This is a genomic window from Escherichia sp. KTE159 (assembly GCF_000408805.1).
In the GTDB taxonomy this organism is placed as follows: domain Bacteria; phylum Pseudomonadota; class Gammaproteobacteria; order Enterobacterales; family Enterobacteriaceae; genus Escherichia; species Escherichia marmotae.
The window spans coordinates 2,445,876-2,465,368 of sequence record NZ_KE137292.1 but is presented as its reverse complement, the minus strand read 5'-3'; the positions used below and the strand labels follow the sequence as shown (position 1 = coordinate 2,465,368).

Sequence of the window (19,493 nt, the reverse complement as noted above, 5' to 3'; positions counted from 1 at the left end):
TTAAACGATTTCTAACTGTTCTGCTGTGATACTACCCAGATGTTGCGTTTTTCCTGCCAGATAGCGCGTTTTAAAGCGAGTGAAATGCTCGCCTAAGCCCGTTGCGGCTTTGGTGTCACCCGCCATATCTAAAAGTGCGATGGCTACCTCAGCGGTGCAATATTGGCCTTCACTCTGAGCTTCACGCAGGCGATAGGCAGACAAACGCGAAAGATCGACGGAAATGACGGGAAGATTATCCAGATACGGACTTTTACGAAACATCTTCCGCGCTTCCGGCCAGGTGCCATCGAGCATGATAAATAGCGGTGGCTTACCAGGAGGAGGCGTAAAGATCACTTCTCGTTGCTCATCCGCATATGAGGCAGGAAAAACCACCATTGGCTGATAATACGGGTTTTGCACCAGATCCAGCAGTTCTTGCGATGGTTCGGTACGTGACCATTGAAACGCGACGGTATCTGGCAAGATATCGGCAATCAAACGTCCAGTATTGCTGGGTTTCATTGGCTCGGTGTCAAACATCAGCAAACAAAAGCGGCTTTTTGCTTCCGTTGGGGTGATGGTTGAACAGAGGCATAATTTCTCTGGCAAAAGGCAGCGTTGGCAACGACGAACGCGATTACCACGGGCAAGAAAAGGACGTGTTGCGCGCGCAATACGCTCGGCGCGTAACTGGAGAACAGCGTTTTCGGTCATAAGAGAGCGTCGAAAAAATGCCATTGTCGCAGAGGAGAAAACGGGGCACAAGATGCGCCCCGATAAGATTAAAGAGATTCGTTCAGCCAGCTATCAAACGGTGCTTTCGGCACTGCGCCGTTAAGCATGTCGACAACCTGACCATTTTTGAAAATCATGATCGTCGGAATACTGCGAATACCAAAGCGACTGCTTAATTCACGTTCAGCTTCGGTATTCACTTTTACAAAACGCACTTTACCGCTACGCTCTTGTGCAACATCTTCAAAAATCGGTGCGAAGTTACGGCAAGGGCCGCACCACGGTGCCCAGAAGTCGATCACCACAGGCAGATCGTCTTTCAGCAATTTGTCGAGTGTTTCACCGGTCGCATTAATCACCTCTCCGTCAAACAGGTCGTGACCGCAGCGTCCGCATTTTGCCGCATCGTCAATCCGTTCGTCGGGAATGCGGTTGATGGCCTGACAATGGGTACAAACGGTATTCATAACTAACCTCGGGATGAGTAAGGAGACTTATCGGCAACGACGCCGGTATGTTTCTAATATGTTACATATTATCGAGGGCATTGTTCCAGACAACAATCTGTTTTATTCAATGGGTATGATAGTCGCAGGCTTTGGAACGAAATCATGGCGAACCGCGCGCACTTCGGGTAATCTGCGCGCTTCGCGCAGCGCTGGTGGAGAAAAGCATGAACGATGAAATGAAAAGCAAAAGCGGCAAGGTCAAAGTGATGTATGTCCGCAGTGATGATGATTCTGATAAACGAACCCACAACCCGCGAACCGGGAAAGGGGGCGGGCGTCCAGGAAAATCTCGTGCCGACGGTGGCCGTCGCCCCGCCCGCGATGACAAACAGAGTCAGCCCCGTGACCGCAAGTGGGAAGAGTCGCCGTGGCGAACTGTTTCCCGCGCGCCGGGTGATGAGGCACCGGAAAAGGCCGATCACGGTGGCATCAGTGGTAAAAGTTTTATTGATCCGGAAGTGTTGCGTCGTCAGCGTGCGGAAGAAACCCGCGTCTACGGCGAAAACGCATGTCAGGCACTGTTCCAGAGCCGTCCGGAAGCGATTGTTCGCGCCTGGTTTATCCAGAGTGTAACGCCGCGTTTTAAAGAAGCATTGCGCTGGATGGCGGCAAACCGCAAAGCGTACCACGTGGTAGATGAAGCCGAGCTGGCAAAAGCGTCAGGCACGGAACATCACGGCGGCGTTTGCTTCCTGATCAAAAAGCGCAACGGCACAACCGTGCAGCAGTGGGTAAGCCAGGCAGGTGCACAGGATTGCGTACTGGCGTTGGAAAATGAATCTAACCCACATAATCTGGGCGGGATGATGCGTAGCTGTGCGCACTTCGGCGTGAAAGGTGTTGTTGTGCAGGATGCGGCGTTGCTGGAATCGGGTGCGGCTATCCGTACCGCAGAAGGTGGCGCAGAGCATGTGCAACCGATTACTGGCGACAACATTGTCAATGTGCTGGATGATTTCCGTCAGGCGGGTTACACCGTGGTGACCACTTCCAGCGAACAGGGCCAACCACTGTTCAAAACCAGTTTGCCAGCGAAAATGGTGTTGGTTTTGGGGCAGGAATATGAAGGGTTACCAGATGCTGCGCGTGATCCAAACGATCTGCGAGTGAAGATTGACGGTACTGGCAATGTTGCTGGTCTGAATATCTCTGTCGCAACGGGTGTTCTGCTTGGTGAATGGTGGCGTCAGAATAAAGCCTGATAAATCAGCCGGATGGCAGTTCTGCCATCCGGCATTTTCCCGCAAATTTACTCGCTCTCTGCCGGTAATACAGGTATCCAGTTAATCGGCTTCTCGCCACGTTGTTCCAGCCACTGATTTGCCAGTACAAAATGGTTACAGCCAAAGAATCCACGATGGGCCGATAACGGCGACGGATGCGGTGCTTTCAGTACGTGATGGCGTTGCTTATCTATAATTGCCCCTTTCTTTTGCGCATGCGACCCCCACAGTAAAAACACCACGCCTTCGCGATGCTGATTAATCAGGCTGATGACTTTATCGGTGAACGTCTCCCAGCCGAGGCTGGCGTGGGAATGCGCCTGACCTGCACGTACAGTCAATACGGTATTGAGCAGCAGCACGCCCTGGCGCGCCCAGCTTTCCAGGTAACCATGCGTCGGGCGGGTAAAGCCTGGGATGGTATTTTCCAGCTCTTTATACATATTCAGCAGTGACGGCGGTGTCGCAATACCGGGACGAACAGAAAATGCCAGACCATGTGCCTGTCCAGGTCCGTGGTAAGGATCCTGGCCGAGAATCACAACTTTGACATCGCCCAACTCAGTAAAACGGAAGGCATTAAAGACATCTTTTTGTGGCGGATAGATAGTGATGCCAGACTGCCGCTCACTGGCGACGGTCTGAAGGGTATTAAGAAAATAGGGTTGCTGCTTCTCTTCAGCCAGCACGTCATGCCAGGTTAATTCGTTAGCCATCTCGCTCTCCTGCGGATCTTCAATCCACCTAGCTTAACTGCTTCTTTCTACAGAACAAAATCAAGCTCATTTTTTAGACATAATCGAGTGCAAAAAAATGTAAATTGGTAAAATTTCACACCCGCATAAGTTGATGTAAAACAATAAAATCTATTTGCGACCACGCTTGCTGTGTGGTTTTTATTGATTTAAATCAAAGAATCAAGGGTGTTTGAGGAGTATATATACACTCAAGCAACAATGGTTTTACCAATTGGCCGCGACAGGCTGACAAATCAAATAATTTTGCCGGGGAGGCATCACATGATTACAGGTATCCAGATTACTAAAGCCGCTAATGACGATCTGCTGAACTCTTTCTGGCTGCTGGACAGCGAAAAAGGCGAAGCGCGTTGCATCGTTGCGAAAGCAGGATTTGCAGAAGACGAAGTGGTTGCAGTAAGCAAACTGGGTGATATTGAATACCGTGAAGTTCCAGTAGAAGTTAAACCAGAAGTTCGCGTGGAAGGTGGTCAGCACCTGAACGTAAACGTTCTGCGTCGCGAAACTCTGGAAGATGCTGTTAAGCATCCGGAAAAATATCCGCAGTTGACTATCCGTGTATCCGGTTATGCAGTTCGCTTCAACTCTCTGACTCCGGAACAGCAGCGCGACGTTATCGCTCGTACCTTTACTGAAAGCCTGTAAGGCTTAAGTAGCAAGATATTACAGAAGCGGAAGAGGGTGACCTCTTCCGCTTTTTGTCTATATAGATAACCATCAGTCAGGCTGGTGGTTATCTATAGACAAAAATAATGCCGGGATAAAACCCGGCATTATTTTTACTCTTCTGTCGTTTGCGGCGGCACGCCTGTTCCGCTTGGTTTGCGGCGCTTACCAATATTTTTGGTATCGCGGTGGCGTTTTTTCACCCGTGGCTTCTCTTTCTCTTTAGCCTTTTTCTTCTCGGCGCGTTTTGCCAGGACTTTCTTCGATGGTTTACCCGTCTGTTTCTCGCTTGGCGCACGCGTTTTCGGGCGTAACTCATCAATAACGCGAGCTTTAATCGGCTCTTCAATATAACGACTAACTTTGCCCAGCAGCAGATGGTCATGGGCTTCAACCAGTGAAATCGCGATCCCTTTACGACCGGCGCGAGCGGTACGCCCGATTCGGTGCAAATAGGTATCGCCACTGCGCGGCATATCGAAGTTAAAGACGTGGCTGACATCCGGAATGTCGATACCACGTGCGGCAACGTCGGTGGCAACCAGCACGTTTACGCGACCTTCAGTCAGACGCTTAATCGCTTCATTACGCTTGCCTTGTACCATCTCACCTTCGAGATAGCAGTTGTTGATGCCTGCTTCGCGCAACCAGTTTGCCAGTTCATGCACACGCTCACGCTTGCGCACAAATACGATTGAGCGAGTCGCTTCCGGCTGTTTTAACAGATGTACCAGCAACGCAGTTTTATGCTCAAGGTCATCGGCACGGTAATACCACTGATGAATCTTTTTGCGCTCACGGGTGGATGGATTAGCAGAAACTTCCACCGGATCCTCCAGCAGACGTTCGGCAAAATCCTGAATGGCATCGCCTTCCAGCGTAGCTGAGAAGAGCAGGGTTTGCTTACGCCAGCGAGTTTCGCCAGCAATATGTTCGATATCCTGGGCGAAGCCCATATCCAGCATACGGTCTGCTTCGTCAAGGATCAGTGTTTCAACCGCGCGGCAATCGAAGTTCTCTTCTTTTATGTATTGCAGCAGACGTCCGGTCGTGGCGACCACGATGTCCTGGTTTTCGCTGAACACTTCCGCGTGGTTCATATAGGCCACGCCGCCGGTGATGGTGGCAATATCCAGATGTGTATGTTTCGCCAGTTCACGGGCATGATCGGCCACCTGCATCGCCAGTTCGCGAGTTGGGGTGAGGATCAAAATACGCGGTGGACCGGATTTCTTACGCGGGAAATCGAGCAGGTGCTGCAACGCTGGCAGCAGATACGCCGCCGTTTTACCGGTGCCTGTCGGCGCAGAACCGAGTACATCACGGCCATCGAGCGCAGGCGGAATGGCGGCAGCCTGAATGGCGGTCGGGCGAGTGAAACCTTTATTCTGGAGGGCTTCCAGCAGGCTTTCGTCGAGTTCAAGTTCGGAAAAAGTCGTTACAGTCATGTTCTACCTCTGTGTGGGGCGCTGATTATAGACGTTACGGCTGCAATCTTCATCTGTTTGTATGGATATCGCTTCTCAGGTATTGTTCTTACCCGGTGCTATCGCCGTTTTTACAGCAAGGTTTTATTTTCATGTCACAGTCTACATCCGTGCTTCGTCGTAATGGATTTACTTTTAAACAGTTTTTTGTCGCGCACGATCGCTGTGCGATGAAAGTGGGAACGGATGGAATTTTACTGGGCGCATGGGCTCCTGTGGCAGGGGTAAAACGCTGCCTTGATATCGGCAGTGGTAGCGGGCTACTGGCGCTAATGCTGGCGCAACGAACTGATGACAGCGTGATGATTGATGCAGTTGAACTGGAAAGTGAGGCAGCGGCTCAGGCGCAGGAAAATATCGCGCAGTCCCCGTGGGCAGAGCGGATTAATATCCATACGGCGGATATTCAGCAGTGGATAACCCAGCAGGCCGCGCGTTTTGACTTAATTATCAGTAACCCGCCGTATTATCAGCAGGGGGTTGAGTGCGCGACGCCGCAACGGGAACAGGCGCGCTATACCACTACGTTGGATCACCAGACGTTGCTTACTTGTGCGGCAGAATGCATTACCGAAGAGGGATTTTTCTGCGTGGTGCTGCCGGAGCAGATTGGTAATGGTTTTACTGAACTGGCATTAAGCATGGGATGGCATTTACGTTTACGGACGGACGTGGCGGAAAACGAGGCTCGATTACCGCATCGGGTGCTACTGGCATTCTCCCCACTGGCGGGGGAATACTTTAGCGATCGGTTAGTGATTCGTGGGCCAGACCAGAACTATTCTGAAGCGTATACGGCGCTGACCCAGGCTTTTTATTTGTTTATGTAATGATGGCCAGGCGAGAGAATCGACGGACCGGAATGCGTGAGCAACTCCGGGTAGTCCAGCGTGTAATGCAAGCCCCGACTCTCCTTGCGCATCATCGCGCAGCGAACAATTAACTCGGCAACCTGCACCAGATTACGCAGTTCCAGTAAATTATTCGACACCCGAAAGTGGGCATAATATTCGTCTATTTCCTGCTGCAACATATTGATCCGTCGCAGGGCACGCTCCAGGCGCTTTGTTGTGCGCACAATACCGACGTAATCCCACATAAACAGACGCAGCTCATGCCAGTTATGTTGGAGCACCACCAGCTCGTCAGGATCCTCAACGCGGCTTTCATCCCATGACGGCAAGCGGTTGACGCCACGTGCATAAGGCATCCGTCTTTCAATGTCTTCCGCCGCCGACCAGCCGTAGACCAGACATTCCAGCAATGAGTTAGAGGCCATTCGGTTAGCGCCATGTAATCCTGTGTAGCTCACTTCGCCAATCGCATACAGCCCATCAACATCAGTACGCCCATAGTCATCCACCATTACACCGCCGCAAGTATAGTGCGCAGCAGGTACTATCGGCACAGGCTCTTTAGTGAGATCAATACCCAGACCCAGCAACTTTTCATAAATCATCGGGAAATGCTGACAAATAAAATCCGCAGGCTTATGACTAATATCCAGGAACATACAATCCGCGCCGAGGCGTTTCATTTCATAGTCAATAGCGCGGGCAACAATATCGCGCGGAGCCAGTTCACCACGCTCATCAAAATCGGGCATAAAGCGTGTGCCGTCCGGGCGCTTCAAATAAGCGCCTTCGCCACGTAAAGCTTCCGTTAACAGGAAGTTCCGCGCCTGTGGATGATACAGCGCCGTTGGGTGGAACTGATTAAATTCGAGATTAGCAACCCGGCAACCGGCGCGCCAGGCCATGGCAATACCATCACCAGAGGAAATATCCGGATTGGTGGTGTACTGATAAACCTTCGATGCGCCGCCAGTTGCCAGCACCACAGCTTTCGCATGACAGGTTTCTACCGCTTCTTTATTGCGATTCCACACCCATGCTCCGACCACTCGTCGCGTCCCCGGCAGACCAATTTTGTCGGAAATAATCAGATCGACTGCGTTGCTGCGTTCCAGTACACGAATATTCGGATGACTCTGCGCCTTGCTCACCAGCGTAGTTTCTACTTCTTTACCAGTGGCGTCGGCGGCATGAAGAATACGGCGGTGGCTATGACCGCCTTCACGGGTCAGATGGTAACTTTCTTCCCCATTTGGTTGCACCTGGGTATCAAACAATACCCCTTGATCGATCAACCATTGCACACAGGAACGCGCATTGCTGGCAACAAACTTAACCGCATGGCTATCGCAAATTCCGGCACCGGCAACCAACGTATCTTCCACATGTGAATCGATACTGTCAGTTTCATCAAACACGGCAGCAATTCCGCCCTGGGCGTAAAACGTCGAGCCTTCAGTAACAGAGCCTTTGCTAAGAACGATGACATGATGCTTATCTGCCAGACGTAGTGCCAGTGAAAGCCCGGCAGCGCCACTACCGATAATCAACACATCACAAGAATATTCAGGGAAAGTATTCATTTTTGTTGTTTAATTTACTAAACACAGTCCGGTCAGCATAGCATCATGTTGTACAATTAAACACCTGCTATTTTAATGTTTGTTACAATGGCTAAACATATTGTTTCTGGGAGGCGGAAAAAAGGGAAGTTGCTCGTCGACGGAGGATTAGGTGGTGAAATAAAAAGGCCGTTGGGTTACTCTTCAGGCAGTTAAATGGGCATTTCTGCACAGATAATGCGTTATTCAGATTCTGTAGACTTATAATGATAGATAATGATCCGTCTACAGCATGACAAACAAAAACAGATGCGTTACGGAACTTTACAAAAACGAGACACTCTAATCTTTTGCTTGCTCAAATTGCAGCTAATGGAGTGGCGTTTCGACAGCGCGTGGAAATTTGGTTTGGGGAGACTTTACCTCGGATGAGCGAGCAGTTAACGGACCAGGTCCTGGTTGAACGGGTCCAGAAGGGAGATCAGAAAGCTTTTAACTTACTGGTAGTGCGCTATCAGCATAAAGTGGCGAGTCTGGTTTCCCGCTATGTGCCGTCGGGTGATGTTCCCGATGTGGTACAAGAAGCTTTTATTAAAGCCTATCGTGCGCTGGATTCGTTCCGGGGAGATAGTGCTTTTTATACATGGCTGTATCGGATTGCTGTTAATACGGCAAAAAATTACCTGGTTGCTCAGGGGCGTCGTCCACCTTCCAGCGATGTGGATGCCATTGAAGCAGAAAACTTCGAAAGTGGCGGCGCGCTGAAAGAAATTTCGAACCCTGAGAACTTAATGTTGTCAGAAGAACTGAGACAGATAGTTTTCCGAACTATTGAGTCCCTCCCGGAAGATTTACGCATGGCAATAACCTTGCGGGAGCTGGATGGCCTGAGCTATGAAGAGATAGCCGCTATCATGGATTGTCCGGTGGGTACGGTGCGTTCACGTATCTTCCGAGCGAGGGAAGCTATTGATAATAAAGTTCAACCGCTTATCAGGCGTTGACGATAGCGGGATACTGGATAAGGGTATTAGGCATGCAGAAAGAACAACTTTCCGCTTTAATGGATGGCGAAACGCTGGATAGTGAGCTGCTTAACGAACTGGCTCACAACCCGGAGATGCAGAAAACCTGGGAAAATTATCACTTAATCCGTGACTCTATGCGGGGTGATACTCCCGAGGTACTCCATTTCGATATCTCTTCACGCGTGATGGCCGCCATTGAAGAAGAGCCCGTTCGCCAACCGACGATATTGATCCCAGAGGCTCAGCCTGCGCCGCATCAATGGCAGAGAATGCCATTCTGGCAGAAAGTTCGTCCGTGGGCGGCACAGCTCACCCAAATGGGTGTAGCGGCATGCGTATCGCTTGCAGTTATCGTTGGCGTCCAGCACTATAATGGACAATCTGAAACGTCCCAGCAGCCCGAAACACCGGTATTTAATACTCTGCCGATGATGGGTAAAGCCAGTCCGGTAAGCCTGGGAGTACCTTCTGAAGCGACCGCGAACAATGGTCAACAGCAGCAGGTACAGGAGCAGCGTCGTCGCATTAATGCCATGTTGCAGGATTACGAATTGCAACGTCGACTCCACTCCGAACAGCTTCAGTTTGAGCAGGCACAGACACAGCAAGCCGCTGTACAGGTGCCAGGAATTCAAACTTTAGGAACGCAATCGCAGTAATGAAGCAACTTTGGTTTGCCATGTCATTAGTGACAGGTAGCCTGTTATTCTCTGCTAACGCCTCGGCCACTCCCGCGTCCGGGGCGTTATTACAGCAGATGAACCTGGCTAGCCAGTCACTGAATTACGAGCTGTCATTCATCAGCATCAATAAACAAGGTGTTGAGTCTCTGCGTTATCGACATGCACGCCTCGATAACCGTCCTCTTGCACAGTTGTTGCAAATGGATGGCCCGCGCCGGGAAGTGGTACAGCGCGGCAATGAAATCAGCTACTTTGAACCGGGTCTTGAACCGTTCACTCTTAATGGCGATTACATTGTTGATTCTCTGCCATCGCTCATCTATACCGATTTCAAACGCCTTTCTCCTTACTACGACTTTATCTCTGTGGGGCGCACCCGTATTGCTGACCGCTTATGTGAGGTAATCCGCGTGGTAGCCCGTGATGGCACACGCTACAGCTACATCGTGTGGATGGACACCGAATCGAAATTACCGATGCGGGTTGATCTCCTTGATCGCGATGGTGAGACACTGGAGCAATTCCGCGTGATCGCTTTCAACGTTAATCAGGATATCAGCAACAGTATGCAGACACTGGCGAAGGCAAACTTGCCGCCTCTGCTTTCTGTACCTGTTGGTGAGAAAGCCAAATTTAACTGGACTCCAACCTGGTTGCCACAGGGCTTTAGCGAAGTTTCCAGCAGTCGACGTCCGTTACCGACGATGGATAACATGCCCATCGAATCGCGTCTCTATTCCGACGGGTTGTTCAGCTTCTCGGTAAACGTTAACCGCGCTACGCCATCCAGTACCGATCAGATGTTGCGAACCGGACGCCGAACAGTCAGCACCAGCATACGCGACAACGCGGAAATCACCATTGTTGGTGAACTGCCACCGCAAACGGCGAAACGAATTGCCGAGAATATTAAGTTTGGGGCAGCGGAATGATCAAAGAGTGGGCTACTGTCGTCTCCTGGCAAAACGGGCAGGCGCTGGTCAGTTGCGATGTTAAAGCTTCATGCAGCAGTTGCGCTTCCCGCGCAGGTTGCGGCAGTCGCGTGTTGAATAAACTAGGCCCGCAAACCACACATACCATCGTCGTATCCTGTGATGAACCGTTAGTGCCGGGGCAGAAAGTTGAATTGGGAATCGCTGAAAGCAGCCTGCTTAGCTCCGCATTATTGGTTTATATGTCGCCGCTGGTGGGATTATTCCTTGTCGCTTCGTTATTTCAGCTACTCTTTGCTTCAGATATTGCAGCATTATGCGGAGCAATCCTCGGCGGCGTTGGTGGATTCCTGATTGCGCGAGGATACTCACGTAAGTTTGCCGCCCGAACAGAATGGCAACCGATCATCTTAAGTGTGGCATTGCCGCCTGGCCTTGTGCGATATGAAGCATCTTCGGAAGACGCGAGCCAGTGATTTCACTGGCTTTATTGTATTTTGCATAACAAATGCGAGGACGTTTCCAGATACCACAATCCATACGGTATGAACATTTCCTCGCCTCAATGTTGTAGTGTAGAATGCGGCGTTTCTATTAATACAGACGTTAAGCTCAGAACAGCGACTTCTAAAAGCCTGGTTAACCGGGCATTAAGGCACAATAATCATACTTTATGAAGAATATACGTAACTTTTCGATCATAGCTCACATTGACCACGGTAAATCGACGCTGTCTGACCGTATTATCCAGATCTGCGGTGGCCTGTCTGACCGTGAAATGGAGGCACAGGTTCTCGATTCCATGGATCTTGAGCGTGAGCGTGGTATTACTATCAAAGCGCAGAGCGTGACGCTGGACTATAAAGCGTCCGATGGCGAAACCTATCAACTTAACTTTATCGACACCCCGGGTCACGTGGACTTCTCCTATGAAGTATCCCGTTCGCTGGCTGCTTGTGAAGGTGCATTGTTAGTGGTCGATGCAGGGCAGGGCGTAGAAGCGCAAACCCTGGCAAACTGCTACACCGCGATGGAAATGGACCTCGAGGTGGTGCCGGTACTTAACAAAATTGACTTACCAGCAGCCGATCCTGAACGCGTTGCGGAAGAAATCGAAGATATCGTCGGCATCGACGCTACCGACGCAGTGCGTTGCTCGGCAAAAACAGGTGTTGGTGTGCAGGATGTACTGGAACGTCTGGTGCGTGACATTCCGCCGCCGGAGGGAGATCCAGAAGGCCCATTGCAGGCACTGATTATCGACTCCTGGTTCGACAACTACCTGGGCGTTGTTTCACTTATCCGTATTAAAAACGGCACCCTGCGTAAGGGTGATAAAGTGAAAGTCATGAGTACCGGGCAGACTTATAACGCCGACCGCCTGGGTATTTTCACGCCGAAGCAAGTTGATCGTACTGAACTGAAATGTGGTGAAGTAGGTTGGTTGGTTTGTGCGATTAAAGATATTCACGGTGCACCAGTAGGCGATACCTTAACGCTGGCGCGTAATCCGGCAGAAAAAGCGCTGCCAGGCTTTAAGAAAGTTAAACCTCAGGTTTATGCCGGTTTGTTCCCGGTAAGTTCCGACGACTATGAAGCCTTCCGCGACGCGCTGGGCAAATTGAGTCTGAACGATGCCTCTCTGTTCTACGAGCCGGAAAGTTCTACAGCGCTGGGCTTTGGCTTCCGCTGCGGCTTCCTCGGCCTGCTGCATATGGAGATCATTCAGGAACGTCTGGAACGTGAATACGATCTTGACCTGATTACCACGGCACCGACAGTAGTGTATGAAGTAGAAACTACGGGGAAAGAAGTTATCTACGTCGACAGCCCGTCTAAGCTGCCAGCAGTGAATAACATCTACGAACTGCGTGAGCCGATCGCGGAATGTCACATGCTGCTGCCGCAGGCATATCTCGGTAACGTTATTACGCTGTGCGTAGAAAAACGTGGTGTACAGACCAATATGGTTTACCACGGTAATCAGGTGGCGCTGACGTACGAGATCCCGATGGCGGAAGTGGTGCTCGACTTCTTCGATCGCCTGAAATCTACCTCGCGTGGTTATGCGTCTCTGGATTACAACTTCAAACGCTTCCAGGCTTCCGACATGGTGCGTGTTGACGTTTTAATCAACGGTGAACGTGTCGATGCGCTGGCGTTGATCACCCACCGTGATAATTCGCAAAACCGTGGTCGCGAGCTGGTGGAGAAGATGAAAGATCTAATCCCACGCCAGCAGTTTGATATTGCCATTCAGGCAGCGATTGGTACGCACATTATCGCGCGTTCCACCGTGAAGCAGCTTCGTAAAAACGTACTGGCCAAATGTTATGGCGGCGATATCAGCCGTAAGAAAAAGCTGCTGCAGAAGCAGAAAGAAGGTAAGAAACGCATGAAGCAGATCGGTAACGTCGAGCTGCCGCAGGAAGCGTTCCTCGCCATTCTGCATGTCGGCAAAGACAACAAATAATCTTTAGGAGTTGGCATGGCGAATATGTTTGCCCTGATTCTGGTGATTGCCACACTGGTGACGGGCATTTTATGGTGCGTGGATAAATTCTTTTTCGCACCTAAACGGCGGGAACGTCAGGCAGCAGCGCAGGCGGCTGCTGGAGACTCACTGGATAAAGCTACGCTGAAAAAAGTTGCGCCAAAACCAGGTTGGCTGGAAACCGGTGCTTCTGTATTTCCGGTGCTGGCACTAGTGTTAATTGTGCGTTCATTTATTTATGAACCGTTCCAGATCCCGTCAGGTTCGATGATGCCGACTCTGTTAATCGGTGACTTCATTCTGGTGGAGAAATTTGCCTACGGTATTAAAGATCCTATCTACCAGAAAACGCTGATCGAAACCGGCCATCCGAAACGTGGTGATATTGTGGTCTTTAAATACCCGGAAGATCCAAAGCTTGATTACATCAAGCGTGCGGTTGGCTTACCGGGCGATAAAGTCACTTACGATCCGGTTGCGAAAGAGCTGACTATTCAACCTGGATGCAGTTCCGGTCAGGCGTGTGAAAACGCGCTACCGGTAACGTATTCCAACGTGGAGCCGAGCGATTTTGTTCAAACCTTCTCTCGTCGTAATGGTGGGGAAGCGACCAGCGGATTCTTTGAAGTGCCGAAAAACGAAACTAAAGAAAACGGTATTCGTCTTTCTGAACGTAAAGAGACACTGGGTGATGTTACACACCGCATCCTGACAGTACCTATCGCTCAGGACCAGGTAGGGATGTATTACCAGCAGCCAGGGCAACAACTGGCAACCTGGATTGTCCCGCCGGGCCAATACTTCATGATGGGTGACAACCGCGATAACAGCGCGGACAGTCGTTACTGGGGTTTTGTGCCAGAAGCTAACCTGGTGGGTCGGGCGACGGCTATCTGGATGAGTTTCGATAAACAGGAAGGCGAATGGCCAACTGGCGTTCGTTTAAGTCGCATCGGCGGCATTCACTAATTGTCGTTATCCGTTCACGTTGTCACTGTTATGGTGGCAACGTGAATTATTTATGAGATAAATCTCCCGTGGCTAACGACATCCCTTGTCGTTGTGTATAGAATATTCCCCCGAAGTTTCAGGTTGGCGCCTTCTGGTCGCCACGGCACACGAAACAGCGTTGGTCCCCATATACAGGTCAACTGAAACTGCTGAAAAGCTGTTAGCAGAACCCTGCATATCAGGTCTGTTTCGTGTGCTGAATTGTTGACGCATTTATTTATTGGTATCGCATGAACCCCATCGTAATTAATCGGCTTCAACGGAAGCTGGGCTACACTTTTAATCATCAGGAACTGCTGCAGCAGGCATTAACTCACCGCAGTGCCAGCAGTAAACATAACGAGCGTCTGGAATTTTTAGGCGACTCTATTCTAAGCTACGTTATCGCTAATGCGTTGTATCACCGTTTCCCGCGAGTGGATGAAGGGGATATGAGCCGGATGCGCGCCACGCTGGTACGCGGTAATACGTTGGCAGAACTGGCTCGTGAATTTGAGTTAGGCGAGTGCTTGCGTTTAGGGCCGGGTGAACTTAAAAGCGGTGGATTTCGTCGCGAGTCAATTCTTGCTGACACCGTTGAAGCATTAATTGGCGGCGTATTCCTCGACAGCGATATTCAGACTGTCGAGAAATTAATCCTTAACTGGTATCAAACTCGTCTGGACGAAATTAGTCCGGGCGATAAACAAAAAGATCCGAAAACGCGCTTGCAGGAATATTTGCAGGGGCGCCATCTGCCTCTGCCAACTTATCTGGTGGTCCAGGTACGTGGCGAAGCGCACGATCAGGAATTTACGATCCACTGCCAGGTTAGCGGCCTGAGCGAACCGGTGGTTGGCACAGGTTCAAGCCGTCGTAAGGCTGAACAGGCTGCCGCCGAACAGGCGTTGAAAAAACTGGAGCTGGAATGAGCATCGATAAAAGTTACTGCGGATTTATTGCCATCGTCGGACGTCCGAATGTTGGCAAATCCACATTGTTGAATAAACTGTTAGGGCAGAAAATCTCCATCACCTCCCGCAAGGCGCAGACTACACGTCACCGTATTGTGGGTATCCATACTGAAGGTGCGTATCAGGCGATCTACGTTGATACCCCGGGCCTGCATATGGAAGAGAAGCGTGCCATTAACCGCTTGATGAACAAAGCGGCAAGCAGCTCCATTGGCGACGTTGAGCTGGTTATTTTTGTCGTTGAAGGCACCCGTTGGACGCCGGACGATGAAATGGTGCTCAACAAGCTGCGTGACGGTAAAGCGCCGGTGATTCTCGCGGTGAACAAAGTAGACAACGTGCAGGAGAAAGCCGATCTACTGCCGCACTTACAGTTTCTGGCAAGCCAAATGAATTTCCTCGATATCGTGCCAATCTCAGCCGAAACTGGGCTAAACGTCGACACTATCGCGGCAATTGTACGCAAACACCTTCCAGAAGCGACGCATCACTTCCCGGAAGATTACATTACCGATCGTTCGCAGCGGTTTATGGCCTCTGAAATCATTCGTGAAAAGCTGATGCGTTTCCTCGGTGCAGAACTGCCGTACTCTGTAACCGTGGAGATCGAACGTTTTGTCACCAATGAGCGCGGTGGTTATGACATCAACGGTTTGATTCTCGTTGAGCGTGAAGGGCAGAAGAAGATGGTAATTGGCAACAAAGGGGCCAAGATCAAAACCATCGGTATTGAAGCGCGTAAAGACATGCAAGAAATGTTCGAAGCGCCTGTCCACCTTGAGCTATGGGTGAAAGTGAAATCTGGTTGGGCCGACGATGAACGCGCACTGCGTAGTCTCGGTTACGTTGACGATCTCTAAGAGTTACACCGATGGAAGGCTGGCAGCGCGCATTCGTACTGCATAGTCGTCCCTGGAGCGAAACCAGCCTGATGCTGGACGTCTTCACGGAGGAATCGGGACGCGTGCGTCTGGTTGCTAAAGGCGCACGTTCAAAACGTTCTACCCTGAAAGGCGCATTGCAGCCTTTCACCCCCCTCTTGCTTCGTTTTGGCGGGCGCGGTGAAGTCAAAACGCTGCGCAGTGCTGAAGCCGTCTCGCTGGCACTGCCGCTAAGCGGTATCACGCTTTACAGCGGGCTTTACATCAACGAACTCCTCTCCCGCGTACTGGAATACGAAACACGCTTTTCGGAACTTTTTTTCGATTATTTGCATTGTATCCAGGCACTGGCAGGGATCACAGGTACGCCAGAACCGGCGTTGCGTCGTTTTGAACTGGCGCTCCTTGGGCATCTGGGTTATGGCGTCAATTTTACCCATTGCGCAGGTAGCGGTGAGCCGGTGGATGACAACATGACGTATCGTTACCGCGAAGAAAAAGGATTTATCGCCAGTGTGGTTATCGACAATAAAACCTTTACCGGACGGCAGTTGAAAGCGTTACATGCGCGGGAATTTCCTGACGCAGACACATTGCGCGCCGCGAAACGCTTTACCCGTATGGCCCTTAAGCCTTATCTTGGCGGTAAACCTTTAAAAAGCAGGGAACTGTTCCGGCAGTTTATACCTAAGCGGACAGTGAAAACATTTAATGACTGATGAGGATTGTCATGGCTGAATTACTGTTGGGCGTCAACATTGACCATATCGCAACGCTGCGCAATGCACGCGGTACTGCTTATCCGGACCCGGTTCAGGCCGCATTTATTGCCGAACAGGCGGGGGCGGACGGCATTACCGTGCATTTACGTGAAGATCGCCGCCACATTACAGACCGTGACGTGCGCATCCTCCGTCAGACGCTAGATACCCGCATGAATCTGGAGATGGCGGTAACTGAAGAGATGCTGGCGATTGCCGTTGAGACGAAGCCGCATTTCTGCTGTCTGGTGCCGGAAAAGCGTCAGGAAGTGACAACCGAAGGCGGCCTGGACGTCGCGGGTCAGCGTGACAAAATGCGCGATGCCTGCAGACGTCTGGCAGATGCCGGGATTCAGGTTTCTCTGTTTATCGACGCTGACGAAGAGCAGATCAAAGCTGCAGCAGAGGTGGGGGCACCATTTATCGAAATCCACACCGGTTGTTACGCTGATGCCAAAACGGACGCTGAACAGGCGCAAGAGCTGGCGCGAATCGAGAAAGCCGCGACCTTTGCCGCAAGCCTCGGTTTGAAAGTTAATGCTGGTCACGGTCTGACCTATCACAACGTGAAAGCCATTGCCGCTATCCCAGAGATGCACGAACTGAATATAGGTCATGCCATTATTGGTCGCGCAGTAATGACCGGACTGAAAGATGCCGTGGCAGAAATGAAACGCCTGATGCTGGAAGCGCGTGGCTAATGGCAATATTAGGTTTAGGCACGGATATCGTGGAGATCGCTCGCATAGAAGCGGTAATCGCGCGATCCGGTGATCGCCTTGCACGACGTGTATTAAGCGATAATGAATGGGAGATCTGGAAAACGCATCATCAGCCGGTGCGTTTTCTGGCAAAACGTTTTGCTGTGAAAGAGGCGGCGGCAAAAGCGTTTGGTACTGGGATCCGTAATGGCCTGGCATTTAATCAATTTGAAGTGTTTAACGATGAGCTCGGCAAGCCAAGACTACGGTTGTGGGGCGAGGCGTTAAAACTGGCAGAAAAGTTGGGCGTCGCACATATGCATGTAACGCTGGCAGATGAACGCCACTACGCTTGTGCCACGGTAATCATTGAAAGTTAAAAGCCCTTCCTGAATATCAAAAAAGTACCGTTCTTTTTAAAAAGTAAAACCCCCGAACAGGTAAGGAGCAGGGGGTTACTTTACTATTTTAATATTGTGCAGCACACGATTCCAACAGAAATGATTATGGAGCAGTTTAGTTGGTCTGTATAAGCAACTTGCAATTTCTGGCATAAAAATGCGAGCCGGGACGAAGAATTTAATATTGATGAGAAGATTAACGTGACCACTTTTTCATAAGTACATTAGAATTGGCGTCGTTATTGGAGATTTTGCTGTGTTCTACACTATATTACTGAATTCCCCCATTGAAACGAGTGGTGTCATCAAAGCTTGCGGCACTCGATTCCAGTAACTCGCACGTTCAGTTTTGGGGAGATGTAAGGGCTAATCTGAATGGCTGTATTCCTTGTTTAAGGAAAAACAAATGACGGATTGTCGATATACCTTATTAAACAGGGCATTAAAGTCGTCATTGCTATTTTACAGTTGATCCCTCTGTTCTTGTAACACCAGAAAACGTAATTAAGGCGCGTCGGGTGAACCCGCCGGGCGCGCCTTTAATAATGATAATTAAGTGTCTGCGCAGATATTATGGGGTTTTATTTAATGAATGTGTTTATTAATGGCAACATAAAAATAAATATAATAATTTCGTTTTACAAGAGTAAATAATCAATATTCTGCTCCAGAAGCAAAATACTAAATTTTATCCGCGTGATGCATCAGCACAAACTTATCCCACAACTGTTCTTCCGTCTCGACATGCTCCGGATCTTTCACAATGGTATTGGGGATCGGACATACTTTCTGGCAGGTTGGCGTCTCGTAGTGACCTACGCATTCCGTACACTTATCGCTGTTAATCTCGTAGATGTGATCGCCCATTGAAATCGCCTCATTCGGGCATTCAGGTTCACACATATCACAATTGATGCATTTTTTAGTGATTAACAGCGCCATAAGGAAACTCTCAAAACAACACAAACCGGGCGGGCATTATACGCGCATTCTTTACTCAAACCAGTTTTTTCACCAGAGCCTCGCTGTGGCGAATGCGTTCTGGGGCTAACTCGAGATCTTGTTGTATCAGTGCAATAAACAGCAAATCCGTTAGCATTCCCTGAGCATGACATGCAGAGATCGAAGCACTGTTCGTCGCTTGTTCTTCGGCTATGGTATACAGGCAATGAGAAGCGCGCTGTTGCAGGGCATTGGGGGTGAAACCGGTGATGGCCAGCACTTTACCGCCCGCTCGTAACATCTCATCTGCTGCCAGGTTTAACTCGCGCCGCACGCCCGTGTATGAGATGGCTAATAACAAATCGTCCGGCGATGAAGCCTGTACTGTAGCGAGTAACGCGTGCATATCACGCTCAGCGGCAGCATTAAAACCAATCTTCATCAGCTTCCAGGCAAAATTCTGCGCCACCAGGCCGGAAGCGCCAATGCCGGTCAGAATAATCCGCCGTGCAGAACGAAGCATCGCTACGCATTCATGTAGTTTCTCCTCACTATTGACGTTCAGTGTTGCGTACATGGCAGCAGTATTTTCTTTAATCAGTTTTTCGCCCACCAGCCGTAACGGATCATCACCACGAATTTGGTTATGAATGGGTACGGAGGGAGATTCCGGTTGGCTTGCCAGAGCTTCACTCAATGCCAGCTTTAAGGCCGGAAAACCTTTATAGCCGAGTTTTTGCGCGAACTTCACTACGCTGGACTGACTGACTCCGGCTTCGTTGGCCAGTTGTTGGGAGCTAAGGTGGCGGGCAGTGTCAGGTTGTAGCAGGAGATAGTCCGCCAGCTTTTTATCGCTCTGGGCAAGTCCCTGGTAACGCTGACGAATACGAAGTAAGCCGTTCATATCTTTCCTCGCGATGAATTAAT

The 19,493-nt window shown here is 50.3% G+C and carries 22 protein-coding genes; 15 read left to right on the top strand and 7 right to left on the bottom strand.

The window, feature by feature from the left end; all coding sequences use genetic code 11:
* Nucleotides 1-699, bottom strand: coding sequence for a tRNA-uridine aminocarboxypropyltransferase (gene tapT, locus A31E_RS09945; RefSeq protein ID WP_001516900.1), 699 nt, complete (start codon nt 697-699; stop codon nt 1-3).
* A 68-nt stretch (nt 700-767) separates the two neighbouring features.
* Nucleotides 768-1,187, bottom strand: a complete 420-nt coding sequence (gene trxC, locus A31E_RS09950; RefSeq protein ID WP_001098736.1) for a thioredoxin TrxC — start codon at nt 1,185-1,187, stop codon at nt 768-770.
* A 206-nt stretch (nt 1,188-1,393) separates the two neighbouring features.
* Between trxC and A31E_RS09955 the strand changes: the two genes are divergently transcribed.
* Nucleotides 1,394-2,431: a tRNA/rRNA methyltransferase gene (locus A31E_RS09955; protein WP_000997429.1), complete on the top strand. Its 1,038-nt coding sequence runs from the start codon at nt 1,394-1,396 to the stop codon at nt 2,429-2,431.
* A gap of 47 nt (nt 2,432-2,478) precedes the next feature.
* Here the strand turns inward: A31E_RS09955 and ung are convergent, their stop codons facing one another.
* Nucleotides 2,479-3,168 carry a uracil-DNA glycosylase gene (ung, locus tag A31E_RS09960; protein WP_016249090.1) on the bottom strand — a complete coding sequence of 230 codons (690 nt, stop codon included), beginning with the start codon at nt 3,166-3,168 and terminating at the stop codon, nt 2,479-2,481.
* A 303-nt stretch (nt 3,169-3,471) separates the two neighbouring features.
* Here ung and grcA point away from each other — a divergent pair, with 303 nt between their 5' ends.
* Nucleotides 3,472-3,855 carry an autonomous glycyl radical cofactor GrcA gene (gene grcA / locus A31E_RS09965; protein WP_000627804.1) on the top strand — a complete coding sequence of 128 codons (384 nt, stop codon included), beginning with the start codon at nt 3,472-3,474 and terminating at the stop codon, nt 3,853-3,855.
* A gap of 134 nt (nt 3,856-3,989) precedes the next feature.
* Here grcA and srmB read toward each other — a convergent pair whose 3' ends face one another.
* Entirely contained in the window at nt 3,990-5,324 is a 1,335-nt protein-coding gene (gene srmB / locus A31E_RS09970) for an ATP-dependent RNA helicase SrmB (RefSeq protein WP_016249089.1), read from the bottom strand.
* A gap of 131 nt (nt 5,325-5,455) precedes the next feature.
* Between srmB and trmN the strand changes: the two genes are divergently transcribed.
* Nucleotides 5,456-6,193 carry a tRNA(1)(Val) (adenine(37)-N(6))-methyltransferase TrmN gene (gene trmN, locus A31E_RS09975; protein ID WP_010378883.1) on the top strand — a complete coding sequence of 246 codons (738 nt, stop codon included), beginning with the start codon at nt 5,456-5,458 and terminating at the stop codon, nt 6,191-6,193.
* Here trmN and nadB read toward each other — a convergent pair.
* Nucleotides 6,178-7,800: an L-aspartate oxidase gene (gene nadB, locus A31E_RS09980; RefSeq protein WP_016249088.1), complete on the bottom strand. Its 1,623-nt coding sequence runs from the start codon at nt 7,798-7,800 to the stop codon at nt 6,178-6,180. The genes trmN and nadB overlap by 16 nt on opposite strands.
* 255 nt (nt 7,801-8,055) lie before the next feature.
* Between nadB and rseD the strand changes: the two genes are divergently transcribed.
* The 12 genes from rseD (at nt 8,056) to acpS (ending at nt 17,603) form a co-directional block, all read left to right on the top strand.
* The gene (gene rseD, locus A31E_RS25795; RefSeq protein WP_010378892.1) at nt 8,056-8,211 is read left to right on the top strand and encodes a rpoE leader peptide RseD; all 156 of its coding nucleotides are present in this window, start codon (nt 8,056-8,058) and stop codon (nt 8,209-8,211) included.
* The gene (gene rpoE / locus A31E_RS09985) at nt 8,208-8,783 is read left to right on the top strand and encodes an RNA polymerase sigma factor RpoE (protein ID WP_001295364.1); all 576 of its coding nucleotides are present in this window, start codon (nt 8,208-8,210) and stop codon (nt 8,781-8,783) included. The genes rseD and rpoE overlap by 4 nt, the downstream gene beginning before the upstream one ends.
* Before the next feature lie 32 nt (nt 8,784-8,815).
* On the top strand, nt 8,816-9,466 hold the full coding sequence (rseA, locus tag A31E_RS09990) for an anti-sigma-E factor RseA (protein ID WP_016249087.1): 651 nt from the start codon (nt 8,816-8,818) through the stop codon (nt 9,464-9,466).
* Nucleotides 9,466-10,422, top strand: coding sequence for a sigma-E factor regulatory protein RseB (gene rseB / locus A31E_RS09995; protein WP_016249086.1), 957 nt, complete (start codon nt 9,466-9,468; stop codon nt 10,420-10,422). Before rseA ends, rseB begins: the two co-directional genes overlap by 1 nt.
* On the top strand, nt 10,419-10,898 hold the full coding sequence (rseC, locus tag A31E_RS10000; RefSeq protein ID WP_016249085.1) for a SoxR-reducing system protein RseC: 480 nt from the start codon (nt 10,419-10,421) through the stop codon (nt 10,896-10,898). The genes rseB and rseC overlap by 4 nt, the downstream gene beginning before the upstream one ends.
* 197 nt (nt 10,899-11,095) lie before the next feature.
* The gene (gene lepA, locus A31E_RS10005; RefSeq protein WP_000790174.1) at nt 11,096-12,895 is read left to right on the top strand and encodes a translation elongation factor 4; all 1,800 of its coding nucleotides are present in this window, start codon (nt 11,096-11,098) and stop codon (nt 12,893-12,895) included.
* 15 nt (nt 12,896-12,910) lie between these two features.
* The gene (gene lepB, locus A31E_RS10010; protein WP_000002549.1) at nt 12,911-13,885 is read left to right on the top strand and encodes a signal peptidase I; all 975 of its coding nucleotides are present in this window, start codon (nt 12,911-12,913) and stop codon (nt 13,883-13,885) included.
* A 272-nt stretch (nt 13,886-14,157) separates the two neighbouring features.
* Entirely contained in the window at nt 14,158-14,838 is a 681-nt protein-coding gene (gene rnc / locus A31E_RS10015; protein ID WP_001068343.1) for a ribonuclease III, read from the top strand.
* Entirely contained in the window at nt 14,835-15,740 is a 906-nt protein-coding gene (gene era, locus A31E_RS10020; RefSeq protein WP_000020738.1) for a GTPase Era, read from the top strand. The genes rnc and era overlap by 4 nt, the downstream gene beginning before the upstream one ends.
* Nucleotides 15,741-15,751: 11 nt before the next feature.
* Entirely contained in the window at nt 15,752-16,480 is a 729-nt protein-coding gene (gene recO, locus A31E_RS10025; protein WP_000399390.1) for a DNA repair protein RecO, read from the top strand.
* An 11-nt stretch (nt 16,481-16,491) separates the two neighbouring features.
* Nucleotides 16,492-17,223: a pyridoxine 5'-phosphate synthase gene (pdxJ, locus tag A31E_RS10030; RefSeq protein ID WP_001516896.1), complete on the top strand. Its 732-nt coding sequence runs from the start codon at nt 16,492-16,494 to the stop codon at nt 17,221-17,223.
* Entirely contained in the window at nt 17,223-17,603 is a 381-nt protein-coding gene (acpS, locus tag A31E_RS10035) for a holo-ACP synthase (RefSeq protein ID WP_000986026.1), read from the top strand. The genes pdxJ and acpS overlap by 1 nt, the downstream gene beginning before the upstream one ends.
* A 702-nt stretch (nt 17,604-18,305) precedes the next feature.
* Here the strand turns inward: acpS and yfhL are convergent.
* Both yfhL and A31E_RS10045 read right to left on the bottom strand, forming a co-directional pair.
* Complete coding sequence (gene yfhL / locus A31E_RS10040) at nt 18,306-18,566, bottom strand: 4Fe-4S dicluster ferredoxin YfhL (protein ID WP_001196284.1); 261 nt, start codon at nt 18,564-18,566, stop codon at nt 18,306-18,308.
* Nucleotides 18,567-18,621: 55 nt separating this feature from the next.
* Nucleotides 18,622-19,470, bottom strand: coding sequence for a MurR/RpiR family transcriptional regulator (locus A31E_RS10045; protein ID WP_016249084.1), 849 nt, complete (start codon nt 19,468-19,470; stop codon nt 18,622-18,624).
* Nucleotides 19,471-19,493: the final 23 nt, after the last annotated feature.

What these genes read in the sequence shown, in the direction of transcription:
- rseB (WP_016249086.1), top strand. Translation starts at nt 9,466, where the DNA reads ATGAAGCAACTTTGGTTTGCCATGTCATTAGTGACAGGTAGCCTGTTA.
- A31E_RS10045 (WP_016249084.1), bottom strand. Translation starts at nt 19,470, where the DNA reads ATGAACGGCTTACTTCGTATTCGTCAGCGTTACCAGGGACTTGCCCAG.
- lepB (WP_000002549.1), top strand. Translation starts at nt 12,911, where the DNA reads ATGGCGAATATGTTTGCCCTGATTCTGGTGATTGCCACACTGGTGACG.
- tapT (WP_001516900.1), bottom strand. Translation starts at nt 699, where the DNA reads ATGACCGAAAACGCTGTTCTCCAGTTACGCGCCGAGCGTATTGCGCGC.
- lepA (WP_000790174.1), top strand. Translation starts at nt 11,096, where the DNA reads ATGAAGAATATACGTAACTTTTCGATCATAGCTCACATTGACCACGGT.
- trmN (WP_010378883.1), top strand. Translation starts at nt 5,456, where the DNA reads ATGTCACAGTCTACATCCGTGCTTCGTCGTAATGGATTTACTTTTAAA.
- pdxJ (WP_001516896.1), top strand. Translation starts at nt 16,492, where the DNA reads ATGGCTGAATTACTGTTGGGCGTCAACATTGACCATATCGCAACGCTG.
- A31E_RS09955 (WP_000997429.1), top strand. Translation starts at nt 1,394, where the DNA reads ATGAACGATGAAATGAAAAGCAAAAGCGGCAAGGTCAAAGTGATGTAT.
- grcA (WP_000627804.1), top strand. Translation starts at nt 3,472, where the DNA reads ATGATTACAGGTATCCAGATTACTAAAGCCGCTAATGACGATCTGCTG.
- srmB (WP_016249089.1), bottom strand. Translation starts at nt 5,324, where the DNA reads ATGACTGTAACGACTTTTTCCGAACTTGAACTCGACGAAAGCCTGCTG.
- rpoE (WP_001295364.1), top strand. Translation starts at nt 8,208, where the DNA reads ATGAGCGAGCAGTTAACGGACCAGGTCCTGGTTGAACGGGTCCAGAAG.
- acpS (WP_000986026.1), top strand. Translation starts at nt 17,223, where the DNA reads ATGGCAATATTAGGTTTAGGCACGGATATCGTGGAGATCGCTCGCATA.
- yfhL (WP_001196284.1), bottom strand. Translation starts at nt 18,566, where the DNA reads ATGGCGCTGTTAATCACTAAAAAATGCATCAATTGTGATATGTGTGAA.
- trxC (WP_001098736.1), bottom strand. Translation starts at nt 1,187, where the DNA reads ATGAATACCGTTTGTACCCATTGTCAGGCCATCAACCGCATTCCCGAC.
- recO (WP_000399390.1), top strand. Translation starts at nt 15,752, where the DNA reads ATGGAAGGCTGGCAGCGCGCATTCGTACTGCATAGTCGTCCCTGGAGC.
- rseC (WP_016249085.1), top strand. Translation starts at nt 10,419, where the DNA reads ATGATCAAAGAGTGGGCTACTGTCGTCTCCTGGCAAAACGGGCAGGCG.
- ung (WP_016249090.1), bottom strand. Translation starts at nt 3,168, where the DNA reads ATGGCTAACGAATTAACCTGGCATGACGTGCTGGCTGAAGAGAAGCAG.
- rnc (WP_001068343.1), top strand. Translation starts at nt 14,158, where the DNA reads ATGAACCCCATCGTAATTAATCGGCTTCAACGGAAGCTGGGCTACACT.
- rseD (WP_010378892.1), top strand. Translation starts at nt 8,056, where the DNA reads ATGATCCGTCTACAGCATGACAAACAAAAACAGATGCGTTACGGAACT.
- nadB (WP_016249088.1), bottom strand. Translation starts at nt 7,800, where the DNA reads ATGAATACTTTCCCTGAATATTCTTGTGATGTGTTGATTATCGGTAGT.
- era (WP_000020738.1), top strand. Translation starts at nt 14,835, where the DNA reads ATGAGCATCGATAAAAGTTACTGCGGATTTATTGCCATCGTCGGACGT.
- rseA (WP_016249087.1), top strand. Translation starts at nt 8,816, where the DNA reads ATGCAGAAAGAACAACTTTCCGCTTTAATGGATGGCGAAACGCTGGAT.